This is a genomic window from Pyxidicoccus xibeiensis (genome assembly GCF_024198175.1).
GTDB classification, from domain to species: Bacteria; Myxococcota; Myxococcia; order Myxococcales; family Myxococcaceae; genus Myxococcus; species Myxococcus xibeiensis.
In genome coordinates this window covers 99401-117154 of sequence record NZ_JAJVKV010000004.1, presented here as the reverse complement: position 1 = coordinate 117154, position 17754 = coordinate 99401, and the positions used below count along the sequence as shown (strand labels likewise).

Genomic DNA, 17754 nt, shown 5'->3' with positions numbered 1-17754 from the left:
AGGTCGCGCTCGTGGCGCTGGCGGCAGCGGTGGTGGTCGTGGCCGTGGTGGGCGTGAGGTCGCGGCAGGAGGCCAAGGCCGAGTCCGTACCTCCGGTCCTGTTCCTGGCGGACGCCCCCACGCGGACGATTGAAGCGCGGGTGAGCTATCCGGGCGCGGACCTTCACCGTCCGTACGGGCCGCTGCGCTCGGGCGATGCTGGAGGGCCGCCTCCCGCTCCACTGCGCGAGCTGGCGCGGATGGAAGCGGCGGGTGACGTGCACGGGCTGGCGGCGGCCTACCTGGTGCGCGGCAACGCGCAGATGGCGGTGCCGTACCTGCAGAAGGCAGGCGACTCACCGGACGTGGCCAGCGACAAGGCGGTGATGGCGCTGGACCGGAAGGACTATGCCACGGCGCTCACGCTGCTGGAGCGGGCCCTCCAGGCGCAGCCGAAGCATGCCCAGGCGCTGTGGAACCGGGGGCTGGTGCTGAGGGAGCTGGACCTGTGGCTGCTGGCCGCGCAGTCGTTCGAGGCCGTGGCCGAGCTGGGAGAGCATGGCTGGGCGGCGGAGGCGAGGGCGCGGGCGAAGGCGCTCCGGGGACGGATGGACGGGCTGAAGGAGTGGCGCGCGGCGGTCGCCGCCGGAGAGGCGCTGGTGGCGGGGACCGGCACCATGTCCGCCGAGCAGCTCCAGGCCCGTCCCGGTGTCTTCCGCATGTTCCTGTACGAGGCCATGCGCGTGGCGCCGTCGGTGGAGCGGTTGAAGGCGCTGTGGCCGGTGGCGGAGACGCTCGATGCGCGCTTCGGCGGGTCCACGCTGCGCGACACCCTGCGCTGGACGGAGGCCCGGGACTTCCGTCGCCGGGGGCCGCTCGCCGCGCGCTACCTGGAGCTGTACCGCACGCACAAGGTCGAAGGGGGCCTGGAGGCCTACCTGGAGGAGGTGCGGCGCGCGGGGGAGCGGGACCTGTTCCTGGGCGCGCTGGTGCGCGAAGAGAAGGTGTCGAAGCACCTGGGCGCCTTCACGGAAGTCGCGAGCCAGGTGAGGGACCCGTGGTTCCTGCTGCTGGCGGAGTACGAGAAGGGGTTGCAGGCCATCTCTCGTGGAGCCCTGCTTGAGGCGGAACAAATCTACCTCGGCGCGGTGGCCCGCTGCCGTGAGCAGCAGTTGGATTACCGCTGCGCGCCCATCCACGCGGTACTGGGCGACCTCTACCGACAGTTGCATCGCCTCCCCGAGTCCAATTCGCAGGTGCTGGCGGCTCGCGCGGCTTATCGGAATGACGGTCGCTGGGGCGAAACCCGGTTTCTTCTCCTGCTCGGTCAGAACGCTCGCTATCAAGGTGAAAGCGCACTCGCTCGGGCCTTGCTCGAAGAAGCGCTGGTTCGGGCGCCCGAAGACTGTGGTGTTCGCCACTTCGTCCGAGCCAATGATGCATTGGCACTGCTAGGCGAGTTGTCGGTCGCGGCGGCTCGCCAGCGCATGAGCGAAGCGCTGTCCTGCGAAGGCCCGCTATCGCTGGCGGGGGCCAAGACCATGGCAGACCTTTCGCGTCTGAGCCCGAATCCAGAGCAGGATCAGCGGTTGTTGGTGGGGCTCGAGTCGCGCCGACGAACGGGAAGTCTTTCTCCAGGTGAGATGGCGCTCGCAACATTCATCGAGGGCCATTTCTACATGGAGCGCGACCGTGCCCGTGGCGAGGCGTTGCTTCAGCGCGCCATCGTCGAGGCGAAGCGACTGCCGTCTTACAACGTGGACGCACGCAAGGCTCTTTCCTACAGCTACAGGTCACTGCTGGTCGCGGCGGGCAGAGCGGGTGAGTACGAGCGGGCGCTGGCACTCTTTGGAGAAGAGCTGGGAGGCACTCTTCCCAAGCGATGCCTGATGGCCGTTTCGGCAGACGATGGACGACTGCTCATCCTGGCTATCGGTCCTGACGGCAGAACGAAGGGACACTTCGAAGCCAATCACAGCAAGCCGCTTGGCACGGATGCGCGAGGGGTCGTTCCCGACGAGCTCGTGGAGGCCCTCAGAGCATGCCCGCAGGTAGACGTGGTGGCGCGCCCACCGCTGCATGGGCAGGCGGAACTGCTGCCACCTGATGTTGCCTGGGCCTACTACGTCCTCAGGCCACCGCCGACGAGAGTGCCCACGGTCGCCCGCTCCAGGTTGGTTGTGGCTGACGTTGAGGCACCATCCGCCCTGGGGCTGCCACCCCTGGGCGTCTGGGAGCAGTCGCCGGGAGAGGGGACGCGGGTCCTGTCGGGTTCGAAGGCGACGCCCTCCCGCGTTCTGGAGGCGATGGCGGACGCCACCGAGATTGAGGTTCATGCTCACGGATTGGTGAACCCGAACGTTTCCGAGGCCTCACTGTTGGTGCTCTCTCCGGAGAGCAGCGGGCGCTATGCGCTGACTGCGGGAGAGGTCCAGGCCCGAGCGTTGCGAGGTCAGCCGCTGGTCATCCTGGCAGCGTGCCGGGCTGCGAAGGGCGCGCCGTGGATGCATGAGCGATTCAGCTTGCCGGTGGCCTTCATCGACGCGGGAGCGCGCACGGTGCTCGCGGCCACGGTAGACGTGCCGGACGCGGAAGCAGGACCTTTTTTCAACGAGGTTCGAGGGCGCATCCAGCGAGGGCAGCATGCGGCCTCCGCGCTCCGTGACGTGCGGATGGAGTGGCTGGCGCGCGATCCACAGAGCTGGGTGCGCGCTGTGCTGGTGTTCGACTGAGGGCGGGATGCACCCGCCTGGTTTGTGAGGAGGGGGAGTACGATGATGAAGAAGCTGCTGCTGTGTGTCGTGTTGGCGAGCGCCCTGACGGGGTGCCGTACCCTGGGGAGCCGGCCTCCGCCGGATGCCTGCCCGGAACCCAGGCCTGTGCCAAAGCTGCCTCCTATCCAGGTGCTTCAGCCGGGGACGACGCCGACCAAGGGGACGACGACGCATATCGTCGCGGGGCTCTGCCAGGGCACCGGCACCTTCTTGTCCGCAGGCGTCGATTCGAAGACCGGCCGCTTCACGTACCTGGTGACGGGTGAGCGGACGTCACGCGAGTCCTTCCTGTCCTGGGCGTACAACGCAGGTGTCCCCGTGGTGCTGTACACCCGGCCCACGAAGGTGAGCGGCGGCTCCGGCTCGACCGGGAGCGCGGTCGTGGCTTCGGCGGCGACGACGCAGCCGCCCACTTCGCCAGAGGATGAGCCGACGTTCGACCCCTGCGCGAGCGGAACGCAGATTGGCGATACTCCTCCGAAGGACCCGGATGACACCGGTGGCGCCGTGCCCAAGGAGATCGAGGTCTTCTCGGTGCTCGCCTGGACCAGCGCCAACGCGGTCGACGGGGTCAGCGAGACGAAGCCTGCTCCCACCACCGGGCCGGCGCCTGGGACCAGCGTCCCCAGGTAATCCTGCACGGTGAAGGGCTTTGTCAGAGCCTCTCGCTAGTTTCAGACCGAGGCGGCCGGTTCCGCCTCGGTCTTTGACGAGGGGGATGCGATGACGAAGCGAATGTTGATGCTTGGGGTGCTGGCGCTGGTTGTAGGGCCAACGGTGGGGATCGCCGCGCCAACGGGCCCCATCATGATTCCCACGATACCGACGGACCCGGGAGCAACGGGTACGCAGGTCGGTGACAACCCGCCGAAGGATCCGGAGGACACTGGCGGCGCCCGCCCGAAGGAGCCCGGCCCCACCAAGGCACGGTTCGAGTAAACGACTGACGTCCTGGACGCGGTGAGCAGGTGGCTCTCCGCGTCCGGGACGTTGTCTCGCGCTGGGAAGAAGGGTGCTGACCGAGTGGAGAAGCCGGTCTTGGTGGACCCTCTCGGGCCCGGAGCGGTGATGAGCCGCATCGCTTAGCAGGCGATGTTCCGTGTGCGTGTCGGGCCTCTCCGGCCGGTCAGCTGTCCTTCTGACGCACGAGTCCCGGCCCCCTGACGGCCCCGGTTCTCTACGGCTCCGGGAAGGTCGCCAGCGTGAGGGCCTCCGGCGGCCCGCGCAGCTCCTTCAGCTGGAGCGTCACTCCGGACAGGTAGCGCCAGCCGGTGCCGTCATGGCGGAAGTCCGAGCGCTCCACGAAGGAGCGGTCCTTCCCCTTCTCGAACACCTTTGCGAAGAAGAGCACCTGCGCCACGCCGGCCGCGTCCGCCGGCCGCCGGTCCATCACCACCAGCTTCGGGAACTGGTGCCCCTGCGCGAAGGCGCGCAGCTCGCGCAGCACTTCGCCCTGGGGCCGCGAGCGGTAGGGGTGGTCCGGGTGCAGCGTCTTCCACAGGTAGGCCGCGTCGCGCAGGGCGAAGGCGCTGTAGCGGCTGCGCATGAGGCGCTCGGCGTCGGGGGGCTCCGCCTCTCCCTTGTGGAAGGGGGCGCAGCACTCGCGGTAGCGGAGTCCGGAGGAGCAGGGACACAGGGGGGCAGGGGGCATGGCGCGGGTGCCAGCCTACCCGGGCGGGTGGGCGGACGTGGGCGCGACGTGTTCGCCCGCACAGAGGTGGACGAACGCCCTTGCTGGCAGGGGAGTCCGGACATACATCCGGGGACCGCGCCCTATGAGCCTCATCGAAGCCATCGTCCTGGGCCTGGTCCAGGGCCTCACCGAGTTCCTCCCCATCAGCTCCACCGCGCACCTGCGCATCGCGCCGGAGCTGTTCGGCTGGAAGGACCCGGGGGCCGCGTACTCGGCGGTCATCCAGCTGGGCACGGTGGCCGCCGTGCTCATCTACTTCCGCAAGGACATCGTCGCCCTGGTGGCGGCCTTCTTCCGCGGGCTGGCCCGGCACGAGCCCTTCGGCACGCTCGAGGCCCGGCTGGCGTGGTTCGTCCTGGTGGGCACGCTGCCCATCGGCATCTGCGGCCTGGCCTTCAAGAAGGTCATCGAGAACCAGTTCCGCTCGCTCTACGTCATCTCCGGCAGCCTCATCGTCCTGGCGCTCATCCTCTTCGTGGTGGAGCGCAGGGCCTCCCACCAGCGGACGCTGGCGGACATGCGCTGGAAGGACGCCATCGCCATCGGCCTGTGGCAGGCGCTGGCGCTCATCCCCGGCTCGTCGCGCTCGGGCACCACGCTGACCGGCGGCCTGTCCCTGGGGCTCAAGCGCGAGGACGCGGCGCGCTACTCGTTCCTGCTGTCCATCCCCGCCACCACGCTGGCGGGCATCTTCGAGCTCAAGCACCTGCTCCAGGCCACCGAGCGGCCCTCCGCCCTGTCCCTCTGGGTGGGCACGCTGGTGGCGTTCGGCTCGGGCATGGCCGCCATCTCCTGGCTGTTGAGGTACCTGCGCTCCAACTCCATGCTGGTGTTCGTGGTGTACCGCGTGGCCCTGGGCGTGCTGCTGCTGGTGCTGCTCCAGGCGGGGAAGCTCAAGCCGCTGTCGGGCGTGGAGAACATCGACGTGCCGCGAGAGCCGGGCAAGCAGCAGATAGAGAAGCAGGTCACGGACTAGAAGAGGGACGTGGGTCTTGAGCGTGGAGGCGTTGTTCCAATCGCTGGAGGCGCGGCTGTCGTCACGGCCGGCGCGCGCGGTGGACCTGCCGGGGCAGGTGCTGCGCGAGGCGGCGGTGCTCGTCCCCATCTTCGAGCGGGACGGGGTGCCCCACGTGCTCTTCACGCGCCGCCCGCCCACGCTGCGCACCCACGCGGACCAGTACAGCTTCCCCGGGGGCGGGCGGGACGCGGAGGACGCAACGCCGCTGCACACCGCGCTGCGCGAGACGGAAGAGGAGCTGGGCATCGACCGGCGGCGGGTGCGGGTGCTGGGCATGCTGGACGAGGTGCCCACCATCTCCATGTACCGCGTCAGCCCCTTCGTGGGCGTCATCCCCGGCGACGGCCAGTACCGCCCGAGCGCGGAGGAGGTGGCCTTCATCCTGGAGGTGCCGCTGGCGCACCTGCTGGACCCGGCCATCCTCCGCACCGAGCGCCTGGAAATCATGGGCGCCGAGCGCGAGCTGTACACCTACACCTACGGCTCCCACGTCATCTGGGGCGCCACGGCGCGCATGCTGCGGGACTTGCTCCAGCACGTGACCGAGGTGCCCGAGCTGGGCGCGGCGCTCGGGCCGCGGAACTGAGCACGCCAGGGCCCACTCTGCCCTGACGTGCCCGCGCTGCTGCTACCGGAACACCGCCATGCCCATCAGGTGAGTGTCACCCGTGGTGGGGACGAGGTCCAGGCTGAGGAACCCGTCTCCCACCGTCGTCGTATAGGGGCCGTACTTCCTCCACGCCCCGAGCGTGAGGTTGCCCACGCCACTGGCGACCTCCACGCCCTCCAGCCGCACCCGGAACGAGCGCGCGTTGGACTGATAGTTCTCCATCACCCACAGGTACACCTGGTAGCTGCCATTGGAGACGGGCTGCCCCACTTGCAGGTCCGCCCCCTGCTTCCAGATGGCCGAGTTGAGCATCGCGCTCGTGTCCGCCGTCGTCGCCGGGTTCGGCGTCACCGACGTGGTCGTCAGGTTGGGCGCGTTCACCGTCAGCCCCGCCGCCAGCGCCGCCGAGTAGGACAGCCACGCGTTGCCCTCGATGGTGACCGCGGCACCATTGAAGTTGATGCCGCGCACGAAGCCGCTCGGCTGCGTCCCCGCGCGGTGCACCTCGAGGCCGGAGAGGTTCGCCGCGCCGCCGGAGGTCGTCAGGTCCAGCGTCCCGTCGGTGACGTTCACCGTCCAGGGCCCCAGCCGCCGCCACGTGCCCGCCGCGCCGCTGTTGTAGCTCGCCTGCACCACCGCGCCCTCCAGGAAGATGCTGAAGGTCTCCGCCGCGTTGTCCTCCCACGTGTACAGGTACACCGTGTACGTGCCCGACGGCACCGACTGCAGGCGCACCGCCGCCGTCCCGCTGTAGATGGAGGAGCGAATCATCGCCGCCCGGTTCGCATCCGTCGCCGGGTTGAGCGTCACCGACGGGTTCTCGAACGCCGTCCCCGTGTACGTGTAGTTCGGCGCGTTGCTCCCCTCCCAGCTCTGCCCATCAATCACCGTGGCCGAGCCATTCAGGTTGATGGCGCGGTAGAGCGTGCCCTGCTGGAGCACGTCCCCCGGCAGCGGGAAGCTCCGCGAGGCGTCGTCCAGCACCAGCACCCAGTCGTTGCCGGCCCCGCTGCTCGGCGGGGTGAACTGCCGCGTGCCCGTGTTCGGGTACGTGCCAAGCACCTGGGACGTGGCCACGCGCGGGTCGTACCAGGAGGCGCGCACGGTGCCACCGGCGATGCGGTCCATGTTCACCGTGAAGGGCTGCCCTGCCGCGCTGTAGACGAAGGCATAGCTGCCGTCCGAGCCCCGCGTGGCCTGCACGCGGCTGGTGCCCGAGCCCGCCGCCGAGGCGAGCACGCCCTGGTCGGGAATTCGCACCAGGAACGGCCGTGACTCGATGAGCCGGCGCAGGTGCTTCATCTGCGCCGCGCCCGGCTGGTTGATGGCCTCGTACCAGTAGTTCTGCGGCCCGTTCACCGGCGAGCGGCCCGGCGCGTACATCTGCCACACCGAGTGGTGTCCATACGTATGGCCGAAGGCCCCGGCGAACACGTTCCAGTACGCGAACTTCCGGACCTCGTAGTCGTTGGAGTAGCCGTAGGTCCCCGCGTTGAAGCAGATGGGGTGCTGCTCGTAGAGCGGCTCACCGTCCAGCGTGGGCTTCGTCGGCGTGAGGGCGTAGTCCGCGGAGATGCGGTTCCACACGTCCACGTTCGCGCAGTGCCCGTTCTGCTGCATGTTGAAGTCCAGCCACGCGTCATTGTGGAACCACGTGGAGGACTTCGCGCTGCCCGGCGGGTGGTACGTCATCAGCACCCGGGTGTAGTCCTCCGTGCCGGACACGCCGAGGGCGATGCCCCGCGCCATGGCGCGCCATACCGCCTCGTAGCCGGCGGCGGGGCGGTCTCCGCCGAGCACCCAGATGATGGAGCGGCTCGCGTAGCGGCTGCCGAGGAACCGGCCATACGCCTCCGCGTTGGACGTGTTGATGAGGCCGCTCACCACGTGGCTGCCCCAGGTGGGCAGCATCGCTGTGTAGATGCCGCGCGCCTCGGCCTCGCCGACGACGTAGTCGACGTGGTCCCAGTAGTCGTACTGCGTGGCATCCGCCGGGTCCGCGCCCGGCGTGGTGGCCGGCGTCGCCGGGTTGTTGTTGAGGAACGGCCGGTCACCCTGGGCGTTGGGCGTGTTCACCCCGTCCAGCTCGGCCACGGCCACCGCCTGCACCGCGGTGTAGCCCCGGTCCGCGCGGTTCTGGAGGTACGTCACCACCTCGGTGCGGTTGAGCCGGTGGAACAGCTCCCACGCGGTGTCCGCGAGGTAGAAGAACCCGGTGCCGTCCGCTCGCACCAGGAAGCGCGAGTTGCTGCTCACGCGCAGCTGGGGCAGGGGAGCCAGCGAGGCGGCGGATGTCCCGGTCGGGTCCGGCGCGGGAGCTTCTGGCGCCGGCTCGGGGGTGCACGCTGCCAGCAGCGTGAGAAATGGCAGGGATAGCAGGTGTCTGCGCATGGCGATTCCCTTGGAGTCGTACGGGTTGCGGCACTCGCTGGCAGGGCGGACTTCCCCAGCAGGGCCGAGGGCCGAGTCACAGGATACCCGGTACGACTTGGAATCGCTGCTATTCTAGAAATGCGAGGATATTGCGCCCGTGCCGTCTAGAACTGCAGGTACACGTACGGGCGCGTCTCCACGGCGGACAGGTGACGGATGCCCAGGCCGAGCAGCACCAGCGCCACGGCGCGCACCGGCACGGGCATCCGCACGAAGAGCTCCGAGGACACGGTGTAGAGCTTCAGCGGCACGGCGTGGAAGAGCACCGCCGCCGCCAGCATGGCCCACACCAGGGGGCTGACGTTGGCGATGCCGGGCACTCCCGCCATCATCCGCGCGTAGAACTCTCCCGCGTGCGTCATGTCCGGCGCCCGGAACACGACGCGCGTGAGCACGACGATGATGAAGGTGGCCAGCATGCCCAGCGCCACGCGGGGGATGCCCGGCGACTCGGGCTTGCCCACCGCCCACTCCCAGCAGCGCAGCCCGCACAGCGCCACGCCATGCACCGCGCCCCACACGGCGAAGCGCCAGTCCGCCCCGTGCCACAGGCCGCCCAGCACCATCACCGTCATCAGGTTGAACAGCACGCGCGGCTTCGACACCCGGTTGCCGCCCAGCGGCCGGTACAGGTAGTCCCGCAGCCACGTGGACAGGCTCAGGTGCCACCGGTTCCAGAACTCGGCGATGTTCTTTGCCAGGTACGGCCGGTTGAAGTTCTCCGGGAACTTGAAGCCGAACAGCGCCGCCACCCCCAGCGCGATGTCCGAGTACCCCGAGAAGTCGTAGTAGAGCTCGAAGGTGTAGGCGATGGCCGCGACGATGCACTCGGCCGAGGCGTACTTCTCCGGCGCGGCGAAGACGGGGTCCACGATGCCCGCGCCCAGCACGTCCGCGATGACCAGCTTCTTCACCAGGCCCACCGCGATGCGGAAGAGGGCATGGCCGCCCTGCTCGGGGGTGAGGCTCGGCGTGTCGCGGAAGTGCGCCATCAGCTCCGACGCACGGACGATGGGGCCGCTGACCACGCGCGGGAAGAACATCAGGTACAGCAGGTGCTCCAGGAACGTGTGCTCCGCGCTCGCCTTCCCCCGGTACACGTCCACCGTGTAGCTGATGGCCTGGAAGACGAAGAAGGACAGGCCCACCGGCAAGAGCAGGTTGAAGGGCTCCGGCCGCACCTCGATGCCCAGCGGCGCCAGCAGCGCCAGCACCGTCTGCCGCAGCAGCTCCAGGTACTTGAAGCCCGCCAGCAGGCCCAGGTTGGAGACGATGGACAGCGTGACGAGCGCCTTGCGCGCGCCCTGTGACTGCGCGCGGGCCATGCCCCTCACGCACAGGTGGTCCACCGTGACGCCCGCCAGGAAGATGAGGATGGGGAAGGGCGTGAAGGCGGCGTAGAAGTAGAGGCTCGCCACCAGCAGCGTCAGCAGGCGCGGCCAGTACTGCTTGTGCACCGCCCAGTAGAGGGCGAACACCGCGATGACGAAGGCCAGGTATTGGAGGCTGTGGGACAGCACGTCAGTTGTCCTCCACGCGCGCGGTGGGCTGGCCCTTCTTGTGGACCTCGTAGGCGGCGAGGAAGTCGCGCACGAAGGCCCCCGCCAGCCGCGCGTAGCCCTCGGGCGTCAGGTGGATGCCGTCCGGGTGGCCCAGCGCCGGCTGCGTGCGCTGCCAGCGCAGCATGGCGCGCTCGCCGCCCATGGCCGCGCGAGGAGACCAGTATGCGCAGCCCGCGTCCTTCGCCACCTGCGGCAGCGTGCCCAGCACCGAGGCCAGCGCGGGCGCCTCGCGCCACTGCCCGTTCGCGTCCTGCTGCAGCCGGTCCGTGGGGCCCATCAGCAGGCACTCGGCGTTGGTGGCCTTGCGCAGCCGGGAGATGAGCGCGGCGTAGTCACGGCGCAGCTCCGCCGCGTCCAGGTCCGCCTTGCCGGCCTCGTTGGTGCCGTACCAGAAGACGAGCAGGTCCGGCCGCCGCGAGGTGAGCTGCGTGTCCACCGCCGCCGCGTCCATGTCCCGCAGCGTGAAGGCGGTAGCGCCCGGCAGGCCCAGCGCGTCGAAGACGATGCCCGGCGTGTCGTGCTCCAGCGAGGCGCCGAGCACGGTGACGCCGCTGCCCTCGGGCGCGGACACCTGCACGGTGTGCGCGAGGCCGGTGACGGGGAAGGAGCGGATGCGCACCGTCGGGGCAGTGAGGGGCTCGGGCAGCGGGGCCTCCGGCGGCACGGCCTCGCCGTCCACCTGGAGGTCCGGAGCTCCCGCGCCCGGCATGTCCAGCGTGTACAGGTCCAGGCGGCCCGCGGGCGTCTTCGCGTCCGGGCAGCCCTTGCAGAACTGGATGCGGAGCTTCGCTCCCGGGCCGCCGACGGCGCGGATGCCGGTGAGGCCCCAGAGTCCGCCGGCGGGCGCCTCCAGCGCGTCCTCCACCGTCCACTCGCCGTCCAGCTCGCGGGCCACGCGCGCCGTCTCCAGGTGCGGGGACGGCTTGCCGGCGGCGATGAAGCCCCGGCCCGCGTCGCCGAAGCGCTTCGTCAGCACCTCGCGCACCGCGTCCGAGAAGTAGTGCGAGGCCGTGTGCGACGCGCCGAGCTGGGAGATGCCCACGCGCACGGCGTCGCCCGCCTCGCGGCGGCCCAGCCGGGCGAAGGTCTTCACCAGCGCGACGTCCGCGCCCTGCAGGCCCGGCGGGTCCGCCACGTTCAGCAGCGGCGAGCGGCCCTTCGCGTAGGCGCGCTGGAGCGACAGGTCGAAGAGGTGGCCCAGCAGGTCCGAGCCCTTGGTGCGCGGGTGGACCAGGTCCTCCATCAGCAGGCCCTCCTCCAGCCAGCGCTGCGCGGAGCCCTCGCCGCCCATGGCGGTGAAGGCGTCCCAGAAGGCGCAGCCGGCCGCGCGGGCCTCCTCGCGGAAGATGTCGCCGACTTCCTTGGAGCCCCGGCGCGCAATCACCTCGCCGCTCATGGTGCGCACGCCCGCATCGATGGGGGACATCACGAGGCACGCGGCGTCCGGCACGTTGGTGCGCACGCGGGCCACCAGCTCCTTCATCTGCTGGCGCACCTCGTCCAACGTGGTGCGGTCCCTCGAGTAGAAGAAGGCCTCGTTGCCGCCGACCATGAGGACGACGAGCGACGGCTTGCGCTGGCGCAGCTGCGCGCGGAAGGCGGCGGGCTGGGCGCGCAGGTACACCTCCGCCATGCCGCCGAGCAGGCCCACCGTGTCGTAGACGACGCCGGGCGCGCCCGTCTCCAGCGTCACGCCGTGCAGCTCCACCTTGCCGGACGTGGTGAGCGACAGCGTCTTGGCGCCCTCGGGCAGGGAGACGCGGGCGAAGGCCGCCTCCGACTTGTTCTTGGAGAAGCCGCGCGTCTGGATGCGCTGCACGGGCTTGCCGTCCACGGACAGCTGCACGGAGCCGCTGGCGGGCTGGGCGAGGAAGAAGAGCTCCGCCACGCGCGAGCCCTCCACGTCATAGCGCGTGCTCTGCGAGCCTCCGCCCGAGGTGAAGGCCACGCCCGTCCAGCCCACCCTGTCGCGGGGCCACTTCGTGTCCACGAGCCGCGCAATCTCCCAGCCGTCCGAGCCCCTTCCGGAGCGCGTCCAGCGGCCGGCGCTGGCCGGGCGGGTGATGAAGAGGAAGCCCTTGCCGCCGGTGCCGAAGCGCTCCTGGAGGCGGTCTCTCACCACGTCGGTAATGTGGTCCGACGCGACGAGCGAGTCACCCAGGTGCACGACGCGCACGGGCGTGCGGCGGGTGTCGGCGCGCAGCTCGGCCAGGGCGCGGATGAAGGGGGCGAGCCCGTCCTCCGCGCAGGTGCCGTCGGCGGCCGGCTTGCGGCAGTTGAGCTCGAGGTCGACGTGCTGCGCGCCCATGCGCTCGCGCAGGGCCTCCAGCTCCAGCGCGCGGGCCAGGGTGGGGGCGCTCAGCTCCTCCAGGCCGATGCCGGGCGTGGTGGGCACCGGGGGGAGGGCGGGCACGGTCTCCACCAGGGCGGCGCCGGCGTCCGGCTCTTCCTCCTCGTCCGGGGGGAGGGTGGGGGTGCCGGTCGTGTCCGCGACCATGGTGTCGGACGGCAGGCGCACGGGCTTCTTGCCCGTCAGCGAGGGCGGCGCCACGAGCGCCACCAGCTTCGGGCCGAGGGGGCCCCGCTGGAGGCTCGGCACGGGCCGCAGCGACTCTGGAACCGGGGCAAGCGACAGCCCCAGCGCAATCGCGACGGTGAGGACGAGCGTCAGCCCGGTGGATCTGGCCTTGAGGAAGTCCAACAGCGCGGCATGAGACTGGCTTTTTGGGGGCGGGTCAAAACTCCCGCCGCTCTCGGCTGGCCCGCAGTCTGGGGGGCGGGCAGGGGGGCGTCGGAGCGGAATGGCCCGCTCCGGGACACCTGGCTGGTGGCAGTCCGGATATCCGGGTTACCTGGGGCCGCGCCGGGGCTTCAGGATGGCGGGCGGGGGCGTGGCTGTCGGGCCACGGACGGCGTTGCGCCACATCACCCAGGGGCCCTCGTAGGTGAGCTTGCCGGAGGACAGGGGCAGGTGGTCCTCCGCGGACTCCCAGGCCAGGAGCCCGTCGAGGATGAGGGGTGGGAGCTGAGGCTCCTGGTGTGGAAGTCCGGCGAGCTTCGCCAGCAGCTCGACGTCCGGGATGCCGCCGAAATAGTGCCGGAGATTTCTGACAACCTCGTCCAGCAGGCCTGACGTGTCGAAGGGCTTGCGACGGCGACGGAGCAGCTCGTAGAAGGCGAAAAGGGCCATGTTCGGGTCGAGCCACTTTCCGTAGAGCGCCTCCTCCCAGTAACCGCGGTTGTCCTCCTCAAGGCTCGTCTCCAGCGCGCGCTTGCGGGCAAACTCGTGCTGGACCTCCCACAGCGCCTGCACGAAGCGCAGCGTGGCAGGGTGGAGGTAGCCCTGGACCCTGGAGGGCAGCTTGTCGCGCAGGTGGTGCAGGGGGAGCAGGTACTGGTTGAGCTCCACGCCTTCGCCTGTGCCCTCGGCCAGGGTGACCAGCGTGGCCCGATTGGCAAGCAGGTGCGTGACGACACTGAGCGGAGGCTGCGCACCTTGCTTCCCCTCGTCGTGAACGAGCTGCACCGAGAGGATCTGGGAGCCGGGAGGTGCAGAGAGGGCGCCTTCCCAGAGGCCATCAACGCCGGGGACTCTCCGCATCGAACGCCACTTCAGCGATGCTCTCCGGCCTGTTCGAGTCGCGCGCTTGACTCGAGACCGCTCCGGTCTCACCCCCCAGTTCTTGCCACCCGCGCGCATCGATTGAATGAACGACGACCTTTCTCCTCGGTCTCCTCGGTCTCCTCGGTCTCCTCGGTCTTCGCGACCCGCGCGCGGCGTTCGAACACCTTCAGGTGTTTCTTTACTGTCCGCTCCCGTTCCGACCGCGACGCGAAGCTCCGAGATGCCTTTCTCGAAGAAGGCGAGGACATGGATGACCGACTCGCCGGCCTCCACACCCGAGAGGTCCTGGAGCGGGAGCGCACGAGCGCGCTCCGGTAGCTCCTCCGGGGTGACGATGTGGCCCGCCCCGAGCAGGCTCAGCAGCAGCGCGGTGGTGCGCTCCTCCGGGGGCATGGTCGTCTCCAGGCCCAATGCGCGCAGCGCGCGTGGAGTGCGGTCGTCCTCCTCCAGATTGACGTCCACCTCCATGCCCTTGTCGAGCTTGAGGTCCAGGTCCCGGAGCAGCTTCCCTCTCCGGGAGAGGATCACCTTGTAGTCGCCCGGAGGAACCTCTCTGCGCAGGGAGCGCTTCGGCAGGCCCTTGGGGGCTTCGATGTGGAAGGGGCGCGTCATGTCCCGGGCGAGCGTCACCTCGATGTGGACGTCCGAGGCCCCCCGGATGTTGAGGGCCGCTTCGGGCCCCCGGATGCTCGTGGGTCGGCCCGGCGAGGAGAGGGGCTCCAGGATGCTTGGGGGTTTCTGCTTCTCGAACACCACCTCGCAGGCGTCATACGCGTCGACGGGGCTCCCCTCCTCGGGCGTCTGCCGCTTCACGACCGCCTTGGGGTGCTCCACCTCGATGACGTACTCGCCCGGGGCCACCGGGAACTTCGCCTCCGGACCCGTGAAGCTGCGCTCCTCCAGCACGAGGCGCTGGTCACCCCGCTCCTCACGGATGAGCGCGGTGAACGTGTCCTGCTCGCTCGCATTGAGGACCCGGACGCGGCAGTCGCTCTTGGGCACCGGCTTCAGCTCGATGATGAGCCCGTCGCCGGAGCCCTCGATGCGGATGTCCGCGTCCTGGTTGGGCATCTTCGCGCGCACGTACCTGCGCAGCAGGTCGAACGTCACGTACATCCCCTTGCCCACCCAGCCCTTCGCCCGCCCCTTCCCGCTCAGCCCTTCGACGAGGTGCCGCGCGAAGCCGCTGTCCACGCTCGCCACCGACTGCGGCGCAGTGGAGTACAGGGTGAAGAGCGTCCCGATGCCGAGCATCGAGGGCTCGAACTTCACCCCCAGCTTCGTGGGCTCGATGTCGTCCTCGGAGATGAGGTTCCGGCACGCGTCGATGAAGTAGTAGTGGTCCCCCGGCCCGAAGGACATCTGCAGCTTCTCCTGCAGCTCCCTCAGGCGGATGCACGAGCCTCCGGAGTCACCCGGGTTCGTGTAGTCGGAAGTCACGAGGATGTCCGACGGCTTCTGTCCCGGGCTCTCCTTGAAGGAGAAGCCGTGCCCGGAGAAGAAGACGTAGAGCTCCTGCGTCTGGTCCCTCCCCGCGTCCGCCAGCGCCTTCGCCTCGCGGGCGATGTCCGTCCTCAGCGTGCCGGTGGTGCGCCCCGGCCGGCCCTCCGCCGCGCAGTAGCGGATGTGCTCCGCGGGCACGCCCTTCTTCTCCTTCAGCCAGGAGATGAAGCCCTCCGCCGCCTGGTGCGTGCCCTCCAGCCGGGGCGAGATGCCCTCGGCGGCGGGGTACTCCTCGATGGCGATGACGAGCGCGCGGATGGGCACGGGCATTCGAGTCCTCACTGCGGCGCGTGGGCCTGCAGGAACGCGCCGAGCTCCGAGGCCGCGACGGCGGTGTTGCGCACGGCGAAGCTCCCCCGGAAGTGGACGCCCACCACCCTCGCACTCTTGAGAGATACGAGCGGCGAGCCGGAGTTGCCACCCAGCGTCGAGCAGTCATGGTGCAGCGTTGCGCCCGCCGTCTTCATCACCTCGCCCGGCGCCACCCGCTTCACCCCGAGCTTCCCCTCGAAGGCCGCCGTCACGAAGGAGGGATTCCGCTCGGCATCCGGGAAGGGGTAGCCGATGACGGCCACGTCCGCGCCCCGCCCGACGGCTTCCGTCTCCAGCTCCAGCGGCGTGCGCGCGGCGGACAGTTGCGCGGTGTCCACCTCCAGGAGCGCCAGGTCCAGGTCCGGGTGCTCGGCCACCTCGCGGACGATGTCCACGGGGCCCTCGGCGTCCACCTGCCCGTACTCCTGGCCGAAGTTCACCCGCGCCATGCCCCGCTCCAGCTTCCCCGTCCCCGAGGACAGCTCCTCCAGCACGTGCCGGTTGGTGACGAGCAGGTGCGGGCGCACCAGAAAGCCCGTGCCCACGCTGCGCTGCTTGCCTTGCGGCCCCATCAGCTCGATGCGACCCACCGAGGGGAGCAGCGGCTTCACGGCCGCCCGGAACCCCTCCCAGTCCGGGAAGGAGGCCCCCACCTCCGGTGACAGCGGCGGGAGCTGGCCGCCCTTCGACAGCAGCGACGGACGGAAGACGCGGATGGCCTGCTCCAGCGCGGCCATCTGCATGGGCGTGGGCAGCTCACCGTTCTGCAGCGCGCTCAGCGCGTCGCGCACCAGCCCCTCCTGCGCGGTGGGGCCGATGATGGCACGCAGGCGGCCGATGACCTGCTCCGCCGTGGCCTTCTGGAAGGCGCGTGCCGCCCGCGCCCGCAACTGCTCCACCTCTTCGGCTGTCGTGCTCATGGCCGTGTCCGCTCAGCGCAGCTCGTGCTCGTACAGCTTCGAGCCATCCGCGGCGTGCACCGTCTCCAGGATGGAGTCCTGACCCAGCTGGATGCTCACGTACCCGTGGGGCCCGTAGCGGTTCTCGTGTCCCGGCAGGAAGGCATTGGGCCCGTCCAGGAAGAGCGCGCCGGGCACGCCATCGTTCGCGTCGAGCTGGTGCCACTGCGAGCCGTCCGCGTTCTTCTTCACCACCGGCGTGTGGCCCACCGTCTCCCGGAAGTAGGGGAAGCCCGAGTGGCCGATGCACCGCCCGTACATCGCCCATGCCGGGTGCTTCGCATGCAGCACGCAGCGGTGCTCGTGGCCCCAGTACCAGGCGAAGACCTGCTTCGAGGTCAGCAGATGCTGCACCTTCGCGAGCAGCTTGGGGCCCTGGCCCTCGAAGATGGAGAAGGGCTGGTGGTGCGAGGTGAGGATGACCTTCTGGCCCTTCTCCTTCGCGCGCTTCATCAGCCTGTCCAGCCACGCCACCTGGTCGCCGAAGAGGTCGTGCTCGGCGTAGCCCGTGTCCAGCCCCACCAGCAGCCAGCGGTCGTTCTCCAGCGCGAAGTAGCTGGCGAACTGGTCCAGCGCCGGGAGCGTGTTCCGGAAGTACGCGTAGCCCCCTGAGTACATCTCGTGGTTCGAGTTGGAGGCGCGGCGGATGGCTCCGGGCACCTGCGGGAAGAAGCGCAGGAAGCGCTCCTTCACCTCCGTCTCCGTGCCCGCGTAGTAGACGTCTCCCAGGTGGAGGATGACCTGGGGCTTCGCGCGCTGGATGCTGTCCGCGCAGATGGGGGCGCCATAGAGCCCGGTGCCCCAGTCGGACAGCATGGCGATGCTCGCGCCGGACGGCATCGGGAGCGGGTCCGGGTGCGCCGACAGCCAGTCGTGCTTCTTCAGCTTGCGCCACCAGGAGAAGAAGCTGCCCGCCCAGCCCAGCCAGTCCTTCTCGTCGAACTTCGCCTCGTAGCCGCCGGCCTTCGTGGGCTCCACCTTGCCCTGCGTGGCGGCCTGCTCGGCCAGGAAGGACTGGAACAGCGCCGCGGGGCGGTGGTTGGGGGCCACCATGACCCCGGGCTCCCGCTGGTCGTCCTCCAGGATGGTGAGCGCCGCCTCCAGGCCGGCCTGGAGCCGGGCCCTCTCCGCGGGGTCCAGGGCCGCGAGCTCCGCGGGGACGGTCTCCGCGACCGACTCCTTGCCCAGCATCCTGCTGACGTTGGAGAACGAAACAACGACAGACGACGGGTTGACGCGGTCCATGTCTTCTCCCCCCCAGGGTAGGCCACCGATTCTACCTCCCC

11 protein-coding genes are annotated in these 17754 nt (G+C 69.9%); 4 read left to right on the top strand and 7 right to left on the bottom strand.

What is annotated here, in order from left to right:
• Window positions 1–239 precede the first annotated feature (239 nt).
• Window positions 240–2711 carry a CHAT domain-containing protein gene (locus tag LXT23_RS18295; RefSeq protein WP_253981487.1) on the top strand — a complete coding sequence of 824 codons (2472 nt, stop codon included), beginning with the start codon at window positions 240–242 and terminating at the stop codon, window positions 2709–2711.
• A 42-nt stretch (window positions 2712–2753) separates the two neighbouring features.
• Window positions 2754–3386 (top strand): hypothetical protein, encoded by a 633-nt coding sequence (locus LXT23_RS18290; protein ID WP_253981486.1) that lies wholly within the window; start codon window positions 2754–2756, stop codon window positions 3384–3386.
• A 544-nt stretch (window positions 3387–3930) separates the two neighbouring features.
• Here the strand turns inward: LXT23_RS18290 and LXT23_RS18285 are convergent.
• Window positions 3931–4404, bottom strand: coding sequence for a YchJ family protein (locus LXT23_RS18285; RefSeq protein WP_253981485.1), 474 nt, complete (start codon window positions 4402–4404; stop codon window positions 3931–3933).
• A 124-nt stretch (window positions 4405–4528) separates the two neighbouring features.
• Here LXT23_RS18285 and LXT23_RS18280 point away from each other — a divergent pair, with 124 nt between their 5' ends.
• Window positions 4529–5422 (top strand): undecaprenyl-diphosphate phosphatase, encoded by an 894-nt coding sequence (locus LXT23_RS18280; RefSeq protein WP_253981484.1) that lies wholly within the window; start codon window positions 4529–4531, stop codon window positions 5420–5422.
• 16 nt (window positions 5423–5438) lie between these two features.
• Window positions 5439–6050, top strand: coding sequence for a CoA pyrophosphatase (locus LXT23_RS18275; RefSeq protein ID WP_253981483.1), 612 nt, complete (start codon window positions 5439–5441; stop codon window positions 6048–6050).
• A 42-nt stretch (window positions 6051–6092) separates the two neighbouring features.
• Here LXT23_RS18275 and LXT23_RS18270 read toward each other — a convergent pair whose 3' ends face one another.
• The 6 genes from LXT23_RS18270 to LXT23_RS18245 form a co-directional block, all read right to left on the bottom strand.
• A complete protein-coding gene (locus LXT23_RS18270; protein WP_253981482.1) occupies window positions 6093–8465 on the bottom strand; it encodes a glycoside hydrolase family 140 protein in 2373 nt (790 codons plus the stop codon).
• Between the two features lie 146 nt (window positions 8466–8611).
• Window positions 8612–10027 carry an MBOAT family O-acyltransferase gene (locus tag LXT23_RS18265; protein WP_253981481.1) on the bottom strand — a complete coding sequence of 472 codons (1416 nt, stop codon included), beginning with the start codon at window positions 10025–10027 and terminating at the stop codon, window positions 8612–8614.
• Window position 10028: 1 nt separating this feature from the next.
• The gene (locus tag LXT23_RS18260) at window positions 10029–12770 is read right to left on the bottom strand and encodes a GDSL-type esterase/lipase family protein (RefSeq protein WP_253981480.1); all 2742 of its coding nucleotides are present in this window, start codon (window positions 12768–12770) and stop codon (window positions 10029–10031) included.
• A gap of 147 nt (window positions 12771–12917) precedes the next feature.
• A complete protein-coding gene (locus tag LXT23_RS18255) occupies window positions 12918–15467 on the bottom strand; it encodes a caspase family protein (RefSeq protein ID WP_253981479.1) in 2550 nt (849 codons plus the stop codon).
• 8 nt (window positions 15468–15475) lie between these two features.
• Complete coding sequence (locus tag LXT23_RS18250) at window positions 15476–16429, bottom strand: trypsin-like serine peptidase (protein ID WP_253981478.1); 954 nt, start codon at window positions 16427–16429, stop codon at window positions 15476–15478.
• Between the two features lie 12 nt (window positions 16430–16441).
• On the bottom strand, window positions 16442–17713 hold the full coding sequence (locus LXT23_RS18245; protein WP_253981477.1) for a metallophosphoesterase family protein: 1272 nt from the start codon (window positions 17711–17713) through the stop codon (window positions 16442–16444).
• Between the last annotated feature and the right edge of the window lie 41 nt (window positions 17714–17754).